Source organism: Streptomyces sp. BHT-5-2, from assembly GCF_019774615.1.
In the GTDB taxonomy this organism is placed as follows: domain Bacteria; phylum Actinomycetota; class Actinomycetes; order Streptomycetales; family Streptomycetaceae; genus Streptomyces.
In genome coordinates this window covers 1,590,218-1,605,675 of the sequence record NZ_CP081496.1, presented here as the reverse complement: position 1 = coordinate 1,605,675, position 15,458 = coordinate 1,590,218, and the positions used below count along the sequence as shown (strand labels likewise).

The window sequence follows — 15,458 nt, the reverse complement described above, 5'->3', positions numbered from 1 at the left end:
GAATGATCAATTCCGGCTTCCACAGATCTCACACACAGCCTGTGGATAAGAATCCGCCACCCTCACCCGCCTGTGGACAACCCGGGGGACAACTCCCAGGGCAGACCGTCGATCACGCAGAATCCTCCGCCGCGAATGCCCCTTTCGCACCCCCGTCCGAGGAATTCCGCAGGGCCTTACGATGCGTCACGGCGACCATCTCGCGGGGGCCACGGAACCCGTTTCCCCGCAACGGAATAAATAACCGCAAATCGGGCATGTGGCCGTAGCCGCGAATATCACGTCGAGTGCCGCCCGCCGCCCCCGGTAGCCTGGTGGGGTGATTGACCTTCGACTGCTCCGTGAGGACCCCGACCGTGTGCGCGCCTCCCAGCGCGCCCGTGGAGAGGACGTCGCGCTCGTCGACGCACTGCTCTCCGCCGACGAGCGGCGCAGGTCGTCCGGCGTCCGCTTCGACGAGCTGCGCGCCGAACAGAAGGCGCTCGGCAAGCTCATCCCCAAGGCCGCCGGCGACGAGAAGGCCGAGCTGCTGAAGAAGGCCGGCGAGCTGGCCGCCGCCGTCAAGGCCGCCGACGCCGAGCAGGACGAGGCCAAGGAAGAGACCCAGGCGCTGCTGAGCAGGCTCGGCAACATCGTCCACCCCGACGTCCCGGTGGGCGGCGAGGAGGACTTCACCGTCCTGGAGACGCACGGCACCGTCCGCGACTTCGCCGCCGAGGGCTTCACGCCCAAGGACCACCTGGAGATCGGCGAACTGCTCGGCGCCATCGACGTCGAGCGCGGCGCCAAGGTCTCCGGCTCGCGCTTCTACTACCTCACCGGCGTCGGCGCCCTGCTGGAGCTCGCGCTGGTCAACGCCGCCATCGCGCAAGCCACCGAGGCCGGCTTCACGCCGATGCTGACCCCGACCCTGGTCCGCCCGCGCGCCATGGAGGGCACCGGCTTCCTCGGCCAGGCCGCCGAGAACGTCTACTACCTCGAACGCGACGACTACTACCTCGTCGGCACCTCCGAGGTCCCGCTCGCCGCGTACCACATGGACGAGATCGTCGACGCCGAGCAGCTGCCGCTGCGCTACGCCGGCTTCTCGCCGTGCTACCGCCGCGAGGCCGGCACCTACGGCAAGGACACCCGGGGCATCTTCCGGGTCCACCAGTTCGACAAGGTGGAGATGTTCTCCTACGTCGCGCCGGAGGACGCCGAGGCCGAGCACCGGCGGCTGCTGGAGTGGGAGAAGCAGTGGCTGACGGGCCTGGAGCTGCCGTTCCAGGTGATCGACGTCGCCACCGGCGACCTGGGCGCCTCCGCCTCCCGCAAGTTCGACTGCGAGGCGTGGATCCCGACCCAGGGCAAGTACCGCGAGCTGACCTCGGCGTCCAACTGCAACGAGTTCCAGGCCCGCCGGCTCTCCGTGCGGATGCGGGAGACCGCCGAGGGCAAGCCGAAGGTCCGCCCGCTGGCGACGCTCAACGGCACGCTCTGCGCCGTCCCGCGGACCATCGTGGCGATCCTGGAGAACCACCAGCTGCCGGACGGCTCGGTCCGCGTCCCCGAGGTGCTCCGCCCGTACCTCGGCGGCCGCGAGGTGCTGGAGCCCGTCGCCAAGTGAGTTCCCCAGCCCCGGCGGGTTCGCCGCTGCCGTACAGACTCATCGCGACGGACCTCGACGGGACGCTGCTGCGCCACGACGACTCCGTCTCCGAGCGCACCCGCCGGGCGCTCGCCGCGGCCACCGCGGCGGGCGCGGCGCACATCGTCGTCACCGGCCGCGCGGTGCCCTGGACCCGGCACATCCTCGAAGCCCTGGACTACCAGGGCCTGGCGGTGTGCGGGCAGGGCGCGCAGGTCTACCACGCCGGCGAGCGGCGGCTGCTGACGTCGGTGACGCTCGACCGGCAGCTGGCCGGCCTCGCGCTGTCCAAGATCGAGGCCGAGGTCGGTCCGCTCCACCTGGCGGCGAGCCGGGACGGCCTGGCCGGCGAGGTGCTGGTCGGCCCGGGCTACCAGGTCCAGGACGGCCCGCTGCCCAGCCTGCCGATCGACGAACCCGAAGAGCTGTGGTCCGCCCCGCTCAACAAGGTCTACATCCAGCACCCGACACTGGACGACGACGAGCTGGCCCGGGCCGCCCGCCAGGTCGCCGGCGACCTCGTCGGCGTGATGGTCGCCGGGCCGCAGATCGTCGAGCTGCTGCCGCTCGGCCTGACCAAGGCCACCGGGCTGTCGCTGGCCGCCCGCCGGCTGGGCATCACCGCCAAGGAGACCGTGGCGTTCGGCGACATGCCCAACGACGTGCCGATGTTCGGCTGGGCCGCGCACGGTGTGGCGATGGCCAACGCGCACGACGAACTCACGGCCGTCGCCGACGAGGTCACCGCCTCCAACGAGGACGACGGCGTCGCGGTGGTGCTGGAGCGGCTCTACTCCTGACGCCTCCCGGGCGGCGGCCCCGGCCGGTCCGTGCCGCCGCCCGCGCCCGCCGCGTCGTCGCCCGCCATGTCCTCGTCCGGCGCGTTGTCGTCCGGCGCGTCTTCGTCCCGCTTGTCCGCGTCGTCCGGGCCCGGGCGCCCCGCCGGGGTCAGCGGCCAGGCCGCGAAACCCAGCGCCAGCGCTATGGCGTGGCCGAAGTCCGTGAAGGTCGCCCCGGTCGCCAGCGGCACCCCGAAGAACGCCAGCAGGCCGACGAGATAGCCGTAGCGCCAGGGCGGGCGCAGCCGGTAGGTCAGCACCCCGGCCGCGGCGGCCAGGCCGTAGGAGACGCCGATGTCCACGACATGGGTCATCGAGCGCGGCAGCCGGTGGCCCTCGATGGCCAGCAGCACCAGCTCCTGGCTGGCCAGGGTGGCCGCGACATGCGCCGCGCCGACCGTCAGCAGCCAGCGCCAACTGCCCATCCAGCGCTCGACGTTGGCGTGCACCAGCTCGAACATCGCCACGTAGAGCAGGAACGACCCCGGCTGCTCGATCCAGAACCCGCTGATCAGGAGCGAGGGCACCGGATGCTCGTTCAGCTCGTGGATGTTGCTGCTGGTGCGGTGCAGCAGGAACTGCTCCAGCCCCTCGGAGGCCGAGGCGATCACCAGGCTGGTGATGCCGATGATCAGCAGCCAGATGTGCGTCCCGGGCGCGGAACGCACCCAGTCCCAGACCCAGTTCCTCGCCCGGTCCGCCAGGGCCCGGGGCGGCGGTGGCTTCATCGGCGGCTCCTCGTGGCGGTGGGGCCGAGCGTGAGATACGGGCCCGGCCCCTTGATGTGCCGGATACGGGGCGAGCTCTCCATGGTCCGTACCCCCGGCAGCGCCGCGACCCGGGTCGTCAGATAGGTGTAGAGCCCGCCGGTGTCCCGGCACAGGACCGACGCGAAGAGGTTGTGCGGCCCGGTGGTGGCACCGGCGAAGGCGACCTCCGGGTGTGCCGCCAACGCCTCGCCGGTGGCGGCGAGTTCGGCGGGCGCAACCGACAGCCACAGCGCCACCATCACCCCGAAGCCGAACAGCCGCAGGTCGTAGTCGACGTCGTAGTACAGGACACCGTCCGCCCGCAGCGTCTCCAGCCGGCGGCGGACGGTGGTGGGCGACCAGCCGGTGACCGCGGCGAGTTCGGCGAGCGGGGCCCGGCCGTCCCGGCCGAGCGCCTCGAACAGCCGCCGGTCGGCGTCGGAGAGCTCCACCGGCTCGGACGGCCGCCGGGGCGCCGGCGGGCTCAGCCGGGCAGCCTCCTCGGCAGTCAGCGCACCGGACTTGCTGATCATGCTCTGCGGTCCGCCGTAGAACTCGTGCAGCAGGCAGTGCGCGGCCACCCCGACCACCCTCGGGGTGCGCGGCAGCTTCTGGAGCAGCAGCGCGTCACTGTGCTCACTGCTCGCCGACCGGCAGATCGCGGTGATCTCGGTGCCGCCGGACATCATGCTGACCCAGGAGGTGTCCGGGCGGCGGGCCAGCGCCTCGGCGACGGTCAGCGCGGCGTCCGGCGCGCACTGCACCCGCACCAGCCACTCCACCTCGCCCAGCGCCCGTGGCTCGGCCAGGCCCCGCACCCGGAGCCCGCCGGAGCCGCGGTGCCGGGTGTAGCGCCGGGCGACGGTCTGGTCGGAGACGCCGAGGACGGCGGCGATCCGGCTGAAGGGGGCCCGGCCGTCGGTCTGGAGGGCGTGCACCAGTCGCCGGTCGAGTTCGTCGAAGGCCGCGGGCCGGACCGCGGTTCCGTCGCTTTTCACCGTTGGAGGCTAACCCGTGTCGGATTGCACCGCCGGGATCGCCATGGCTGGGGGATCGGGCGGCGTCCCGCCGAGAGTGGGTCCCCGGCCGGGCGACCTTCTTACACAGCCTGGCTCGCAACCGCTTCGCCGCGCGGTAGCACTTCGAGCCGGCCTGTCCCTTCTTCGGCTTGCGGCGGGCCGTCATCCGGTCGTACTTGGCCAGCTTCCCGTTGGCCTTCTTGCCGTGCCCGGCGTACCGGAGGTCGTGGGTATCGCCAGTGGTGGTCGCCGTTTCGCGGACGCCCCGGTCGATGCCGATCGCACGCCCTGTCGTGGGCAGCGGCTCGACCTGAGCAGGGACGACAGAGCTCGCATACCAGTGCCCGAGGCCGTCCCGGTAGACGCGTACGGAAGACGGATCGGCGGGCAAATCCCGCGACCACACCACCGTCACGTCGGCGACCGGTGCGGGCGGCAACCACAAGGCGGCGGGTCGGCACCCGGAACCGTACGGCCGTCCACGGTTCCGGGTTGCCGCCCTGGGCCCTGTGACGATCGTCCCGGGGCGGCACCCCTAAGTCAATCCTCGGGTTTCCTTCCAAACTCCTTAGCCCTTGCTTGGGTTACCGGCCGGACCCGGACTACCGTGACCGGGTGACCCTCGACGACCTGCGCGCCTTCGTGGCCGTCTGCGAGGCGGGCAGCCTCAGTGCCGTCGCCCGCGACCTCGGCTGCACCCAGTCCGCCGTCAGCCAGCGTGTCCGGCGTCTCGAACGGGAGGCCGGCATCGGCCTGTTGGAGCGCCGGCCGCGCGGCGTGGCCCCGACCGCCGCCGGCCGGCTCCTGCACCGCGCCGCCGCCGACGGCCTGGGCGGACTGGATCTGGCACTGCGCCGGCTGGCCGACATGCGGCGCGGCGACGGCGGGACGGTCCGGGTCACCACCGGCGCCACCACCGTCCGGCACTTCATGTCCGACGCGGTGGTCTCCTTCCGGGACCGCCACCCGCACGTCAACCTGGAGTTCCACACGGAGAGTTCCAGCCGCCGCTGCTTCGAGGCGGTCGCGGACGGCGACTCCGAACTCGCCTGGATCACCATCGGCCCGCCCGTACGGGGCATCGAGCAGCACCCGGTGATCGGTCTGCCGTGGGTGCTCGCGGTCCGCGCCGGCGACCCGCTCGCCGCCCGCGACCGGGTCGAGCCGGACGAGTTGGCCGGCCTGCGCCTCGTCCGGCTGCCGGAGAACTCCACGTCCCGCATGCGGCTCGACGGACACCTCGCCCACCGGGACGGCGCCCCGGCAGCCGATCCCGCGGTGCCCGGCCCCAGCGCCACCAGCGTCGCGGACTGGGACACCGCACTGCTCCTCGCCGAACTCGGCGTCGGCCCCGCCGTCGTCCCCCGCCTCCCCGGACACCGGGCCACCGCTGGCCACCCCGGCCTGCGGCTGGTGCCGATCCCGGCGCTGCCGCCGCTGACGACCGGCTGGGCGGTGCGCCAATGGGCGGCGCTCGGCCCGGCGGCGGTGGAGTTCGCCGAGACGGTGAACCGGTGCCTGGTGGGCGGGGGTTCGCCCGCCACGGCCGGGCGGCGGACAGCGGATACCGGCTCCGTCCCCGGGCCGCGGCCTCAGGCCCGGACGACCGGTTCCTGAATCTCGGTGACCCACTTCTCCTGGTCGTCCGGGCACTCCAGATACAGCTCGCGGGCGTACCCGGCCGAGCGGTAGCCGTTGGTGTCCATCCACTGCGCGAGGTGCTGTGCGGTCGGCAGGATCCGGCTCATCGGGCCGCGGTGGACGACGGTCGCGGCGAGTTCGAGACCCGGCAGGGCGACGACGTCGAAGCCCTGCCCGGCCGACGCCCCCGAGGGCGCGGAACCGCCCCCGTCGCCCGTGTTCCGCCCCGCCTTCGACAACTCCTCCCGGGTGACCGCCATCCCGGCGTGCACCACCACCGCGTCCCCCGTGCCCTCCCCTTCGAGGCCCGCGCCCTCCGGCGCCGCCTCGTAGTACGCCAGCCCCGGCCCCGTGGGCGTCACCCCCGCCGCCCGCAGCCGGCGCACCAGCTCCTCGTAGAGCGGCGTGATGACCGGGCCGATGTCCTCGGGGCCGTAACCGGCGGCGATTCCGCGCAGTTCGGCGAGCAGGACCGGCTCCGTGCTCTTGAGCACCACATCGTCGGCGGACATCCGTCCCTCACTCTCGATCGTCCGGAGCCTCGCCTCGACCTGCGCCAACCGCGCCTCGGCGGCGGCCCGTTCGGCGGCCAGCTGCGCCTGCCGCAGTCGCAGCATGCCGCGCAGCTCCGCCGCGTCCACCTGCTCGTCCAGGATGGCCGCCACCTGACGGAGGCCGAATCCGAGGTCCTTGAGCGCGATGATGCGGTTGAGCCGGGCGAGCTGGGCCGCCGCGTAGAAGCGGTAGCCGGTGACGGGGTCGGTACGGGCGGGCCGAAGCAGTCCGATGGCGTCGTAGTGACGCAGCATGCGGGCCGAGACACGGCCGTGCCTGGCGAAGTCTCCGATGGTGAACATGACGCCTTCCAGTGGAGTCGTTTCCACAGTGTCAAGGTCAAGCACGACCGCAACTCCACGGGGGCGGGGCCGTCGGAGGTCACGGTCGGTTGACCGTCCGGGACCGCAGAGCGACCGGAATCGGCCGCTCAGCGGCGTACTCCGGCCACCTGCGGCAGCATCGCGTCAAGTCGGGTCCGGAAACCGTCAACGACGCGTAATGGAGCAGAGGGACGCCCCCCGCACCGGGCATAGCGTCTGTGCCGAGCCCCGGCGCACACGCAGTCCACCGGTCCGGGGCAGCCATCCCGTCGAGGAGCAACGCCGTGTCCCACCATCTCCACGCGGAAGACCCCGAGCCTGCTGATCGTGTCCCGGCCGGGCCGCTCTTCGTTCCCGTCCGGCCGGGCCCCGCGGGCTGCACCGCCCGCCTGTTCCGCACCCCGCTCGGCGGCCGCACCGCCGTCGGCTTCACCTCACCGCAGCGGCTGGCCGAGGTGCTCGGCGGCGGCCAGCCCTGGGTGCGGCTCTCCGCGCCCGCGCTGCGCGCCCTGGCCGAACCCCTCGGCGCGGCCACCGTGACCGTCGATCCGCGCTTCACCCCCGATGCCACCCGTGACGTCCGTGACGTCCGTGACCAGCGGAGCGCCCTGGATGTGGCGCGTGACGTGGCCCGGGAGACGACGCGTGAGGTGGCCCGGGAGCCACGTCTCACCCCCGACGTTCCCCGTGAACCGCGGATCACCCGCGATGTCCTCCGGGAACCACGCCTCGCCCCGGGAATGCCCCGCATGTCCCGCGGCAGCCACCTTCGCCGGGCCGTCTGAAGAGGAAGGGGCGCCCCCACCATGAGCCACACCACCTTGCCCCGGACCGACCTCGCCGGCCAGGCCGAGCGGACCGCTCGGACCTCGACAGCGCCCGCGGCCCGGATGACGGACTCCCGCCCGGCCGCCGCGCCGGTCCTGGACCCGGAACCGGCCCTGGAGCCGGACCCGGAACCGGTCCCGACCCCGGACCCCGCCCTGGCGACGGCCACCGATCCCGGCCAGCTCGCCATCTGGCCCGCGTCCACCGTGCCGCTCCCCGAGGACGACCTCGCCCTCGGCGGCGTCCCGTTGACCGAGCTCGCCGACCGCTTCGGCACCCCCGCGTACATCCTGGACGAGGACGAGGTGCGCAGCCGCTGCCGCACCTACCTCCGGGCCTTCCCCGACGCCGACGTCTACTACGCGGCCAAGGCGTTCCTGTGCCGCGCCATGGCGCACTGGGTCGCGGAGGAGGGCCTGGGCCTGGACGTCTGCTCCGCCGGCGAACTGGAACTCGCGGTCACCACCGGCTTCCCGCCCGAGCGGATCGTGCTGCACGGGAACGCCAAGAGCCCCGCCGACCTGCGGGCCGCGCTCCGGCTCGGCGTCGGCCGGATCGTCATCGACAGCACCTCCGAGATCGCCCGGCTGGCCGCCGCGGTGCCGGTCGGCAGCCGGCAGAAGGTGCTGATCCGGGTCGTCCCGGGGATCGCCGCCGGCGGCCACGCCAAGATCCGCACCGGCACCGACGACCAGAAGTTCGGGCTGTCCCTCGCCGACGGCTCCGCCCAGCACGCCATCACCCGCGTCCTCGGCCAGCCGCGCCTGGAACTCGTCGGCCTGCACTGCCACTTGGGCTCCCAGATCACCGCCGTCAAGCCCTATCTGTCGGCCGTGCGACGGCTGGTCGGCCTGCTGGCCCGCGTCCACGAGCAGCACGGCATCACCCTCCCCGAACTGGACCTCGGCGGCGGTCACGGCGTCGCCTACCGGCCGGGTGAGCCCGCCCTCGACATCGCCGGACTCGCCACCAAGATCCGCGCCGAACTGGCCGGCGGCTGCGCGGCGGCCGGCCTGCCGGTACCGCGACTGGCCGTCGAGCCGGGCCGCGCCATCGCCGGCCCGTCGGGCGTCGTCCTCTACCGGGTGCTCGCCGTCAAACGCACCGGCGCGCACACCTTCGTGGCCGTCGACGGCGGGATGAGCGACAACCCGCGGCCCGCGCTCTACGGGGTCCGTTACGCGCCCCGGCTGGTCGGACGCCGCTCGGCCGCCGCCACCGAGCCGGTCACCGTCGTGGGCCGGCACTGCGAGGCGGGCGACATACTCGCCTCCGACGTCCACCTGCCCGGCGACATCCGCCCCGGCGACCTGCTCGCCGTCCCGGTGGCCGGTGCGTACCACCTGTCCATGGCCTCCGGCTACAACCTCGTCGGCCGCCCCCCGGTCGTCGCGGTCACCTCGGGCCACGCCCGCCTCCTGGTCCGCCGGGAGTCCCTGGCGGACATCCAGGAGCGGGACATCGGACTCTGAGGGGCTGAGGGCTGACGGGTTCTGGGGGTTGGGTTCTGGGGGCTGGGGCTGATCGTCGGGCCGCGGGCTGCGGACCATGGCCGTGGGCTGCGGACCATGGCCGTGGGCTGCGGACCGTGGGTGGCGTCACCGGCCGGTCGACGGCTACGGCCGGTGACGGCTACGGGCGGCCTCGGGCGCCCTCGGTCCTACCCTCCGTTCCGCAGCCGGTTCCGTCATCGCCCCCTGGCACCCGATACCGCCGCCCCCCTTTACCGCCCCCGGTGGAAGCGTTCCCGTTCGCTCACGGCGCTTCCACCGGGGGCATCGGCTCCCCGCCCGGATGCCAGGCCGCCAGGAAGTCCGGCTGACGCGCCAGGTCCACCAGCTCGACCCGGGCACCGATGCTGCCCACCCGGTGGTACGCGAACGACCGCCCGTACGGGCACCCGCTGAACTCCTCCGGGAACCCCTCCGCCGCCAGCCGCCGGGACCCGTCCTCCAGGGACCGCGTCCAGAACCCCAGGTGGTCGAAGCGCGCCCCCTCGGACGCGTCCCACGGCCCGCCCGGACCCGCGGGCTCGATCAGCTCTATGTACGGCGGCTCGCCCCGCGTGAAGGCGATCCGGAAGTCCCACTCCCCGATCCGGTCCCGCCGCGGTGCACTGAACTCGACCCCGGCCGCGGCGCCCAAGTCCCGTATCGCCGCCGCCATGTCCGGCACGACGAAACACACGTGATAGAAGCCGGCCATCGCATCCCTCCCCAGCTCGTCGGGCGAACCCGACTCCTGCAACCTCCGACCTGCATCTTGCACCCACCGCATCTCCGCCCGGACTTTGTCCACAGGTCGACGTGCCGATCTACGCTGATCCGCGCCGAACAGTGCTGATCTGCTCTGATCCGCGCCAAACAGTGCTGACAAGCGCTGATTGGTGCCGATCTGCGCTGATCCGCGTTGTGCCGCCACGAGCCGCACGGCCCGACTTCCGCACCGCATGGGCATCACGGACACCGCGGGCACCGCGTACCCCACGCCCCGCGGAACCCATTTACCTGCCATATGCAACAATCAGTTGTAGGATGACTGGGCAACCGGGCAAGCAATCGCGCGGAAACGACAGAAACGGGCACGGAAGCACGGCTATGGCACTCAAGGCAGCAGGACGGCAATCCCTCGTCGACACCGTCGTCGAGGCCCTCCGCGCCCAACTGGCCGCCGGCGAATGGCAGGTGGGCACCCGCATCCCCACCGAGCACGCCCTCGCCGAACAGCTCCAGGTCGGCCGCAACACCGTCCGCGAGGCGGTGCGCGTCCTCGTGCACGCCGGGATGCTGCGCTCACGCCAGGGCGAGGGCACCTTCGTCGTCTCCACCGCGGACCCGGCCGAGGTCATGCGCGGCATCCAGCGCGCCGGCATCCGTGACGTCCTGGAGCTGCGGATCGCCCTGGAGGCCGAGGCCGCCCGGCTGGCCGCACTCCGCCACGACCCCGCCGACCTGGAACGCATGCGGGCCGCCCTGGACGCCCAGGCCGAACTGGAGGACTCGGAGGGCCGCCCGCACTCCGGCAGCCTGGAGCTCTACGCCGATCACGACATCGCCTTCCACCGGGCCGTCGTCGAGGCCGCGCACAACACCGCGCTGACGGCGACCTACGGCTGGTTCAGCAGCTCCGTACGGGAGGCGCTGGTCACCGCCCTCGACGACCAGGCGATGCCGAAGATCGTGCACGGCGACCACCGTGCCGTCCTGGACGCGATCGCCCACGGCGACCCGGATGCCGCCGAACGCGCCACCCGCGCCCTCCTGGAGAGGCCCAAGCGAGCCGTAGAGGCCCTCCTCGCCGGCGACTGAAGCCCACCCGGCCGCCGGCTCTCCCCTTCCTCCTCGCCTCTCACTTCACACCAGGTCCCACCACTTGACGCCACCTCACGTCACGTCACTCACATCATTCACGTCACGCCGCTTCAACTTCACGTCACTTCGTTTCACTTCGCCTCAACTCCCTTCCCCCGTCACCTTCTTCTTCCGCAGGAAGTCCACGATTGGCCAGGTACGCACGCATGTCAGGGACCGACGCGACCACCCAGCTCGACCTCATCGACGCCGAGGAAGACCTGATCCCGGCGCCCCAGGTGGCGGCCGCCCGGCGGCGGTTGCGGACCCATCCCGCGCTCCTCCTCGCCGGCATCGTCCTCGCCGCGGTGAACATGCGCGCGGCGCTCGCCGGGGTCTCCCCGCTGCTCAACGAGATGGCGCAGCACTTCCACCTGGCCGCCACCGCCAGCAGCCTGGTGACCACCATCCCGCTCGTCTTCATGGGCCTGGGATCGCTGATCGCCCCGCGGGTGGCCCGCCGTTGGGGCACCGAGGCGGCGCTGTGCGGTGCGCTGGTCGCGCTGTGCGGCGGCATCGTGCTGCGGGTCGCGCCGCCGGTCGCCGCGCTGTTCGCCGGCTGCGCGGTGGTGGGCGCGTCGATAGCCCTGCTCAACGTGCTGATGCCGGGCCTGATCAAGCGGGACTTCCCCGAGCGGGCAGCAGGCATGACGGCGCTCTACTCGACCGCGATGATCCTGGGCGCGACCCTCTCGGCCGCCTCCGCCGTCCCCCTGGAGAACGCGCTCGGCAGCTGGCAGGGCTCCCTCGTCTCCTGGTCGCTGCTCGCCGCCGTCGCCGCCCTGGTCTGGCTCCCGCAGGCCGTGATCGCCCGCCGTGGCACCCACCACGGCGAGGCCGCGGCGACGCCAGCCCAGGGCACCGGGCACGGCCCGAAGCTCACCCGCTCCCCGCTCGCCTGGCAGGTCACGCTCTTCATGGGATCGCAGTCGCTGATCGCGTACGTGATCATCGCCTGGATGCCGACGATCTTCACCGACCACGGCATGGGCAAGAGCGAGGCAGGGCTGGTCTTCGCCTTCAGCACGCTGGTGCAGATGGTCGGTTCGTTCGTGGTGCCGACGCTGGCGGGCCGGATGCGCCGCCAGCGGCTGCTGGGGGTGGCGGTCTCCGCCCTGATGGCCTGCGGTGTCACCGGGCTGCTGGTCGCGCCGGTGGCGGGTGCCTGGCTGTGGGCGGCGGTCCTCGGCGTCGGCCAGGGCGGCGCCCTCGGGCTGGCCCTGACGATGATGGTGCTGCGGTCCGGCGACGCGCACACCGCCGCCCGACTCTCCGGTATGTCCCAGACCGGTGGCTACCTGCTCGCCGCCGTCGGCCCGCTGGCCCTGGGCGCCGTCCACCAGGCCACCGCCGGCTGGACCGTGCCTCTCGTCCTGCTGCTCGCCGTCTGCTCCGGCCTTGCCCTGCTGGCCCTGGGCGCCGGCCGCGACCGCCGTATCGGGGCGCCGGCCGGGGGCTGACGCCGGCCGGCGAGGGCTGATGCCGGCCGGCGGCGGGGAAAGCGCTTGCGCGCCCCGCCCGCGCTCGCCCCGACCCGCCATCGCACCACCGCACACCGCACCACCGCGCACCGGGCCACCAGGCCACCAGGCCACCAGGCCACCAGGCCACCAGGCCACCAGGCCACCGGGCCACCGGGCCACCAACGGTCTAGCGGAACACGCCGGGCGGTGCGCCGGACAGCGCGCCGGCCCCTGCCTGGCCGAAAGGCTGTGCGGCGGGCGGCCGGAGGTGGTCCCGGCGCCGCCGGCGCACACGATCCGGTGCGGCGGCGCGGTCCCGCATCACAGCCGACTGGCCTACCGTGCCCCCATGAGCGATGTTCAGCACACCCGTCGCCGGCCCGGACCGCGGTTCCCCCGGGCCGGCTGGCTGATCCTCGTCGCCGTACTGTCTCTCGTCGTCGTACTCGCCGTGCTGCTCGTGCCGCGGCTGCTGCGGGAGCGGCAGTACGGGCAGCTCACGGTCCCGGAGGGGCAGCGGGCCTCCCAGATCTACGCGACCGCCGACCAGGCACTGAAGGTGCCCGCGGGCACCACCGCGCAGGCCGCCAGGACCGCGCACCTCGACCTGCCCGCCGAGGCGAACGGCAACCCGGAGGGCTTCCTCTTCCCGGCGACATACCCGCTGCGCAAGGACACCACCCCGGCGTCGCTGCTCGCGTACATGGTCAAAACCGCAGACCAGCGGCTCGCCGCCGACCACATCACCTCCTACCGCACCGTGGTGATCGCCAGCATCGTGCAGGCCGAGGCGGACCGGTCGGCCGACATGGGCAAGGTCGCCCGGGTCATCGACAACCGGCTGGCCAGGAACATGCCGCTCCAGATGGACTCGACGATCAACTACGCGCTCGGCCGCAGCACGCTGCGCACCAGCCACGCCGACACCCGCACCAAGAGCCCTTACAACACCTACGTGTTCGCGGGCCTGCCGCCGACCCCGATCGACAATCCGGGACCCGACGCGCTGAAGGCGGCCGCCGCACCCCCCGCGGGGGACTGGCTCTACTTCGTCACCGTGAAACCGGGCGACACCCGCTTCACCGCCGACTACCGGCAACACCTGCGGAACGTGAAGGAGTTCAACGACGCGCAGAAGAACTCCGCCGCCGGTGGCTCCGCCGACACCGCCGCCACCGGCGGATAGCCCCTCCGCCCCGGCCGTTCGACGCGCCGCCCTCCGACCGGTCGACGTGCCCCACCGACCGGTCGGCGTGCCCCACCCTCCGGTCGGCGTGTCCCTCCGGCCGGTCGCGACGACCCGGTCACGTCGACCCGGTCGCGCCGTCTACTCCTCCCCGGCCAGCGTCAGCGCCTTCAGCCGGCGCCCGGCGTACCAGGTCGCCGCGCCGGTGACGGCCACCAGCAGGCAGACCGCGAGCGGCAGTTGGACCGCTGAGCTCAGTGCCCCCTCGGCGCCGACCTTCTGCCCCACCGCGAGCGCCCACTGCTGGACGCTCAGGGTCCGCGCCCCGGGGACGACGCTCCCCACGAACGCCTCCCAGACCAGCGCGTAGACCAGTCCGAAGACCACGGCGTGTCGGGTGAGGGTGCCGAACAGCAGGAACAGGGCGCTGTAGGCGACGGAGGCAACGACCGCGGCCACCGCGTAGGCGACGGCTATCTGCTGGCTGTTGCCGTTGAGGATGAATCCGGCCACCAGGACCGGTATCGCCGAGAACGCAGCGGTCACACCGATCGCGACCAGCAGTTTGGTGACGATGATCGTCGAGCGGCGGACCGGCTTGGCCAGGAGGTAGATCACCGAGCCGTCGTCGATCTCCGGGCCGATCGCGCCCGTCCCCGCGATCACGCCGATCAGCGGGACCATCGTGCCCAGCGCGAAACCGCCGAGGATTCCGCCGGCGGTGGCGTCGTCGGCACCGGTCAGCGCCCGGACGATCACCGCGATCGCCACCAGGAGGGCGGGCAGTGCGAAGAGGATCAGCGCACGGCGCCGGCCGAGCAACGACCGATAGGTGAGCCGGGCGACCGTCGGGTGGAAGAGTGCGGCCTTGGGCGCGGCGGCGGGCGCCGGCGGGGCCGCGGGAGAGGACGTGGACATACTGCCTCAGGGCTCCTTTCTGGCCTCAGGCCGCTACGAGGTACGAGAAGACGGATTCCAGCGACTCGTCGGAGGGCGAGACCGTCAGCAGGCGGATGCCGTGGTCGCGGGCGACCCGCGGCAGGAGTTCGGTGAACCGGCCGAAGTCGACGGCCTGGATGCGCAGGGCGCCCTCGACGACGTCCACCTCGATCCCGGCCGTCGACGGGTCGGCTATCAGCGCCCCGGCCAGTGCCCGGTCGTTGTCGGACCGGACGAGGTAGCGGTGCGGGCGGTCGGTCATCAGCCGGCGGATCTTGCGGAAGTCGCCGGAGGCGGCATGCCGGCCGGCCACCACCACCTCGATGTGCGAGGCCAGTTGCTCGACCTCTTCGAGGATGTGCGAGGAGAACAGGACCGTGCGGCCCTCGTCGCCCATCCGCCGCAGCAGCTCCATCAACTGCATCCGCTGCCGCGGGTCCATGCCGTTGAACGGCTCGTCGAGCAGCAGCACCGACGGGTCGTGGACCAGTGCGGAGGCCATCTTCACCCGCTGCCGCATGCCCTTGCTGTAGGTGGAGATCTTGCGGTCCTGGGCGTGCTCCATCTCGACCGTGGCCAGCGCCCGGGCCGCCTCGCCCCGGCCGAGGCCGTGCAACTCGGCGTTGGCCAGGACGAATTCCCGGCCGGTGAGGAAGTCGTACATCGCCTCGCGCTCGGGGACGAGACCGATGTGGCGGTAGCTCGCGGCGTTGCGCCAGACCGCCGTGCCGTCGAGGGTGACGGCGCCGTTGGAGGGGACGAGGAAGCCGCCCATCATGTTGATGAGGGTGGACTTGCCGGCGCCGTTGGGTCCGAGCAGGCCGGTGACGCCGGGGGCGATGGTCATGGTGATGTCGTTGACGGCGACGACATTCCCGAACCAGCGCGAGACATGGTCGATGCGAAGAGTGCTCATGGGCGCAGCTCATTCCTTGA

Annotated in this window: 14 protein-coding genes and 1 pseudogene; 8 read left to right on the top strand and 7 right to left on the bottom strand. The window is 72.7% G+C overall.

The annotated features are described in order from the left end of the window. The first annotated feature begins 319 nt into the window (after window positions 1-319). On the top strand, window positions 320-1,609 hold the full coding sequence (gene serS / locus K2224_RS07020; protein WP_221905762.1) for a serine--tRNA ligase: 1,290 nt from the start codon (window positions 320-322) through the stop codon (window positions 1,607-1,609). After that, a complete protein-coding gene (locus tag K2224_RS07015; RefSeq protein WP_221905761.1) occupies window positions 1,606-2,430 on the top strand; it encodes an HAD family hydrolase in 825 nt (274 codons plus the stop codon). The genes serS and K2224_RS07015 overlap by 4 nt, the downstream gene beginning before the upstream one ends. On the opposite strand, the gene K2224_RS07010 is transcribed toward K2224_RS07015, so the two are convergent. The 3 genes and pseudogenes from K2224_RS07010 to K2224_RS07000 all read right to left on the bottom strand — a co-directional run. After that, a complete protein-coding gene (locus tag K2224_RS07010) occupies window positions 2,421-3,197 on the bottom strand; it encodes a rhomboid-like protein (protein WP_221905760.1) in 777 nt (258 codons plus the stop codon). The genes K2224_RS07015 and K2224_RS07010 overlap by 10 nt on opposite strands. Beyond that, window positions 3,194-4,216 carry an Lrp/AsnC family transcriptional regulator gene (locus tag K2224_RS07005; protein ID WP_221905759.1) on the bottom strand — a complete coding sequence of 341 codons (1,023 nt, stop codon included), beginning with the start codon at window positions 4,214-4,216 and terminating at the stop codon, window positions 3,194-3,196. Before K2224_RS07005 ends, K2224_RS07010 begins: the two co-directional genes overlap by 4 nt. A gap of 55 nt (window positions 4,217-4,271) precedes the next feature. Continuing rightward, window positions 4,272-4,652 (bottom strand): annotated as a pseudogene (locus K2224_RS07000) (transposase); the annotation flags it as partial. A gap of 200 nt (window positions 4,653-4,852) precedes the next feature. On the opposite strand from K2224_RS07000, the gene K2224_RS06995 reads away from it, so the two are divergent. Next, complete coding sequence (locus tag K2224_RS06995; protein ID WP_221905758.1) at window positions 4,853-5,854, top strand: LysR family transcriptional regulator; 1,002 nt, start codon at window positions 4,853-4,855, stop codon at window positions 5,852-5,854. Here the strand turns inward: K2224_RS06995 and K2224_RS06990 are convergent. Next, complete coding sequence (locus tag K2224_RS06990; RefSeq protein ID WP_221905757.1) at window positions 5,830-6,735, bottom strand: MerR family transcriptional regulator; 906 nt, start codon at window positions 6,733-6,735, stop codon at window positions 5,830-5,832. The genes K2224_RS06995 and K2224_RS06990 overlap by 25 nt on opposite strands. Before the next feature lie 305 nt (window positions 6,736-7,040). Between K2224_RS06990 and K2224_RS06985 the strand changes: the two genes are divergently transcribed. Together K2224_RS06985 and lysA are read left to right on the top strand one after the other, a co-directional pair. Continuing rightward, the gene (locus tag K2224_RS06985; protein WP_221905756.1) at window positions 7,041-7,541 is read left to right on the top strand and encodes an SAV_915 family protein; all 501 of its coding nucleotides are present in this window, start codon (window positions 7,041-7,043) and stop codon (window positions 7,539-7,541) included. A gap of 21 nt (window positions 7,542-7,562) precedes the next feature. Beyond that, window positions 7,563-9,056 (top strand): diaminopimelate decarboxylase, encoded by a 1,494-nt coding sequence (gene lysA, locus K2224_RS06980; protein ID WP_260692361.1) that lies wholly within the window; start codon window positions 7,563-7,565, stop codon window positions 9,054-9,056. A gap of 283 nt (window positions 9,057-9,339) precedes the next feature. On the opposite strand, the gene K2224_RS06975 is transcribed toward lysA, so the two are convergent. Next, window positions 9,340-9,789: a VOC family protein gene (locus K2224_RS06975; protein WP_221905755.1), complete on the bottom strand. Its 450-nt coding sequence runs from the start codon at window positions 9,787-9,789 to the stop codon at window positions 9,340-9,342. A 392-nt stretch (window positions 9,790-10,181) separates the two neighbouring features. On the opposite strand from K2224_RS06975, the gene K2224_RS06970 reads away from it, so the two are divergent. The 3 genes from K2224_RS06970 to mltG all read left to right on the top strand — a co-directional run bounded on the left by K2224_RS06970 (window position 10,182) and on the right by mltG (window position 13,583). Continuing rightward, entirely contained in the window at window positions 10,182-10,892 is a 711-nt protein-coding gene (locus K2224_RS06970) for a FadR/GntR family transcriptional regulator (RefSeq protein ID WP_221905754.1), read from the top strand. Window positions 10,893-11,101: 209 nt separating this feature from the next. Next, window positions 11,102-12,394 (top strand): MFS transporter, encoded by a 1,293-nt coding sequence (locus tag K2224_RS06965; protein ID WP_221905753.1) that lies wholly within the window; start codon window positions 11,102-11,104, stop codon window positions 12,392-12,394. Between the two features lie 352 nt (window positions 12,395-12,746). Then, entirely contained in the window at window positions 12,747-13,583 is an 837-nt protein-coding gene (gene mltG, locus K2224_RS06960) for an endolytic transglycosylase MltG (protein WP_260692360.1), read from the top strand. Window positions 13,584-13,724: 141 nt separating this feature from the next. On the opposite strand, the gene K2224_RS06955 is transcribed toward mltG, so the two are convergent. Then, window positions 13,725-14,501: an ABC transporter permease gene (locus tag K2224_RS06955; protein ID WP_221905751.1), complete on the bottom strand. Its 777-nt coding sequence runs from the start codon at window positions 14,499-14,501 to the stop codon at window positions 13,725-13,727. Window positions 14,502-14,526: 25 nt separating this feature from the next. Beyond that, window positions 14,527-15,438 carry an ABC transporter ATP-binding protein gene (locus tag K2224_RS06950; protein ID WP_221905750.1) on the bottom strand — a complete coding sequence of 304 codons (912 nt, stop codon included), beginning with the start codon at window positions 15,436-15,438 and terminating at the stop codon, window positions 14,527-14,529. Window positions 15,439-15,458: the final 20 nt, after the last annotated feature.

Excerpts from the sequence above, each read along its gene's own strand:
- K2224_RS06950 (WP_221905750.1), bottom strand. The coding sequence starts at position 15,438 with ATGAGCACTCTTCGCATCGACCATGTCTCGCGCTGGTTCGGGAATGTC.
- K2224_RS06965 (WP_221905753.1), top strand. The coding sequence starts at position 11,102 with ATGTCAGGGACCGACGCGACCACCCAGCTCGACCTCATCGACGCCGAG.
- lysA (WP_260692361.1), top strand. The coding sequence starts at position 7,563 with ATGAGCCACACCACCTTGCCCCGGACCGACCTCGCCGGCCAGGCCGAG.
- K2224_RS06955 (WP_221905751.1), bottom strand. The coding sequence starts at position 14,501 with ATGTCCACGTCCTCTCCCGCGGCCCCGCCGGCGCCCGCCGCCGCGCCC.
- mltG (WP_260692360.1), top strand. The coding sequence starts at position 12,747 with ATGAGCGATGTTCAGCACACCCGTCGCCGGCCCGGACCGCGGTTCCCC.
- K2224_RS06970 (WP_221905754.1), top strand. The coding sequence starts at position 10,182 with ATGGCACTCAAGGCAGCAGGACGGCAATCCCTCGTCGACACCGTCGTC.
- K2224_RS07010 (WP_221905760.1), bottom strand. The coding sequence starts at position 3,197 with ATGAAGCCACCGCCGCCCCGGGCCCTGGCGGACCGGGCGAGGAACTGG.
- K2224_RS06990 (WP_221905757.1), bottom strand. The coding sequence starts at position 6,735 with ATGTTCACCATCGGAGACTTCGCCAGGCACGGCCGTGTCTCGGCCCGC.
- K2224_RS06975 (WP_221905755.1), bottom strand. The coding sequence starts at position 9,789 with ATGGCCGGCTTCTATCACGTGTGTTTCGTCGTGCCGGACATGGCGGCG.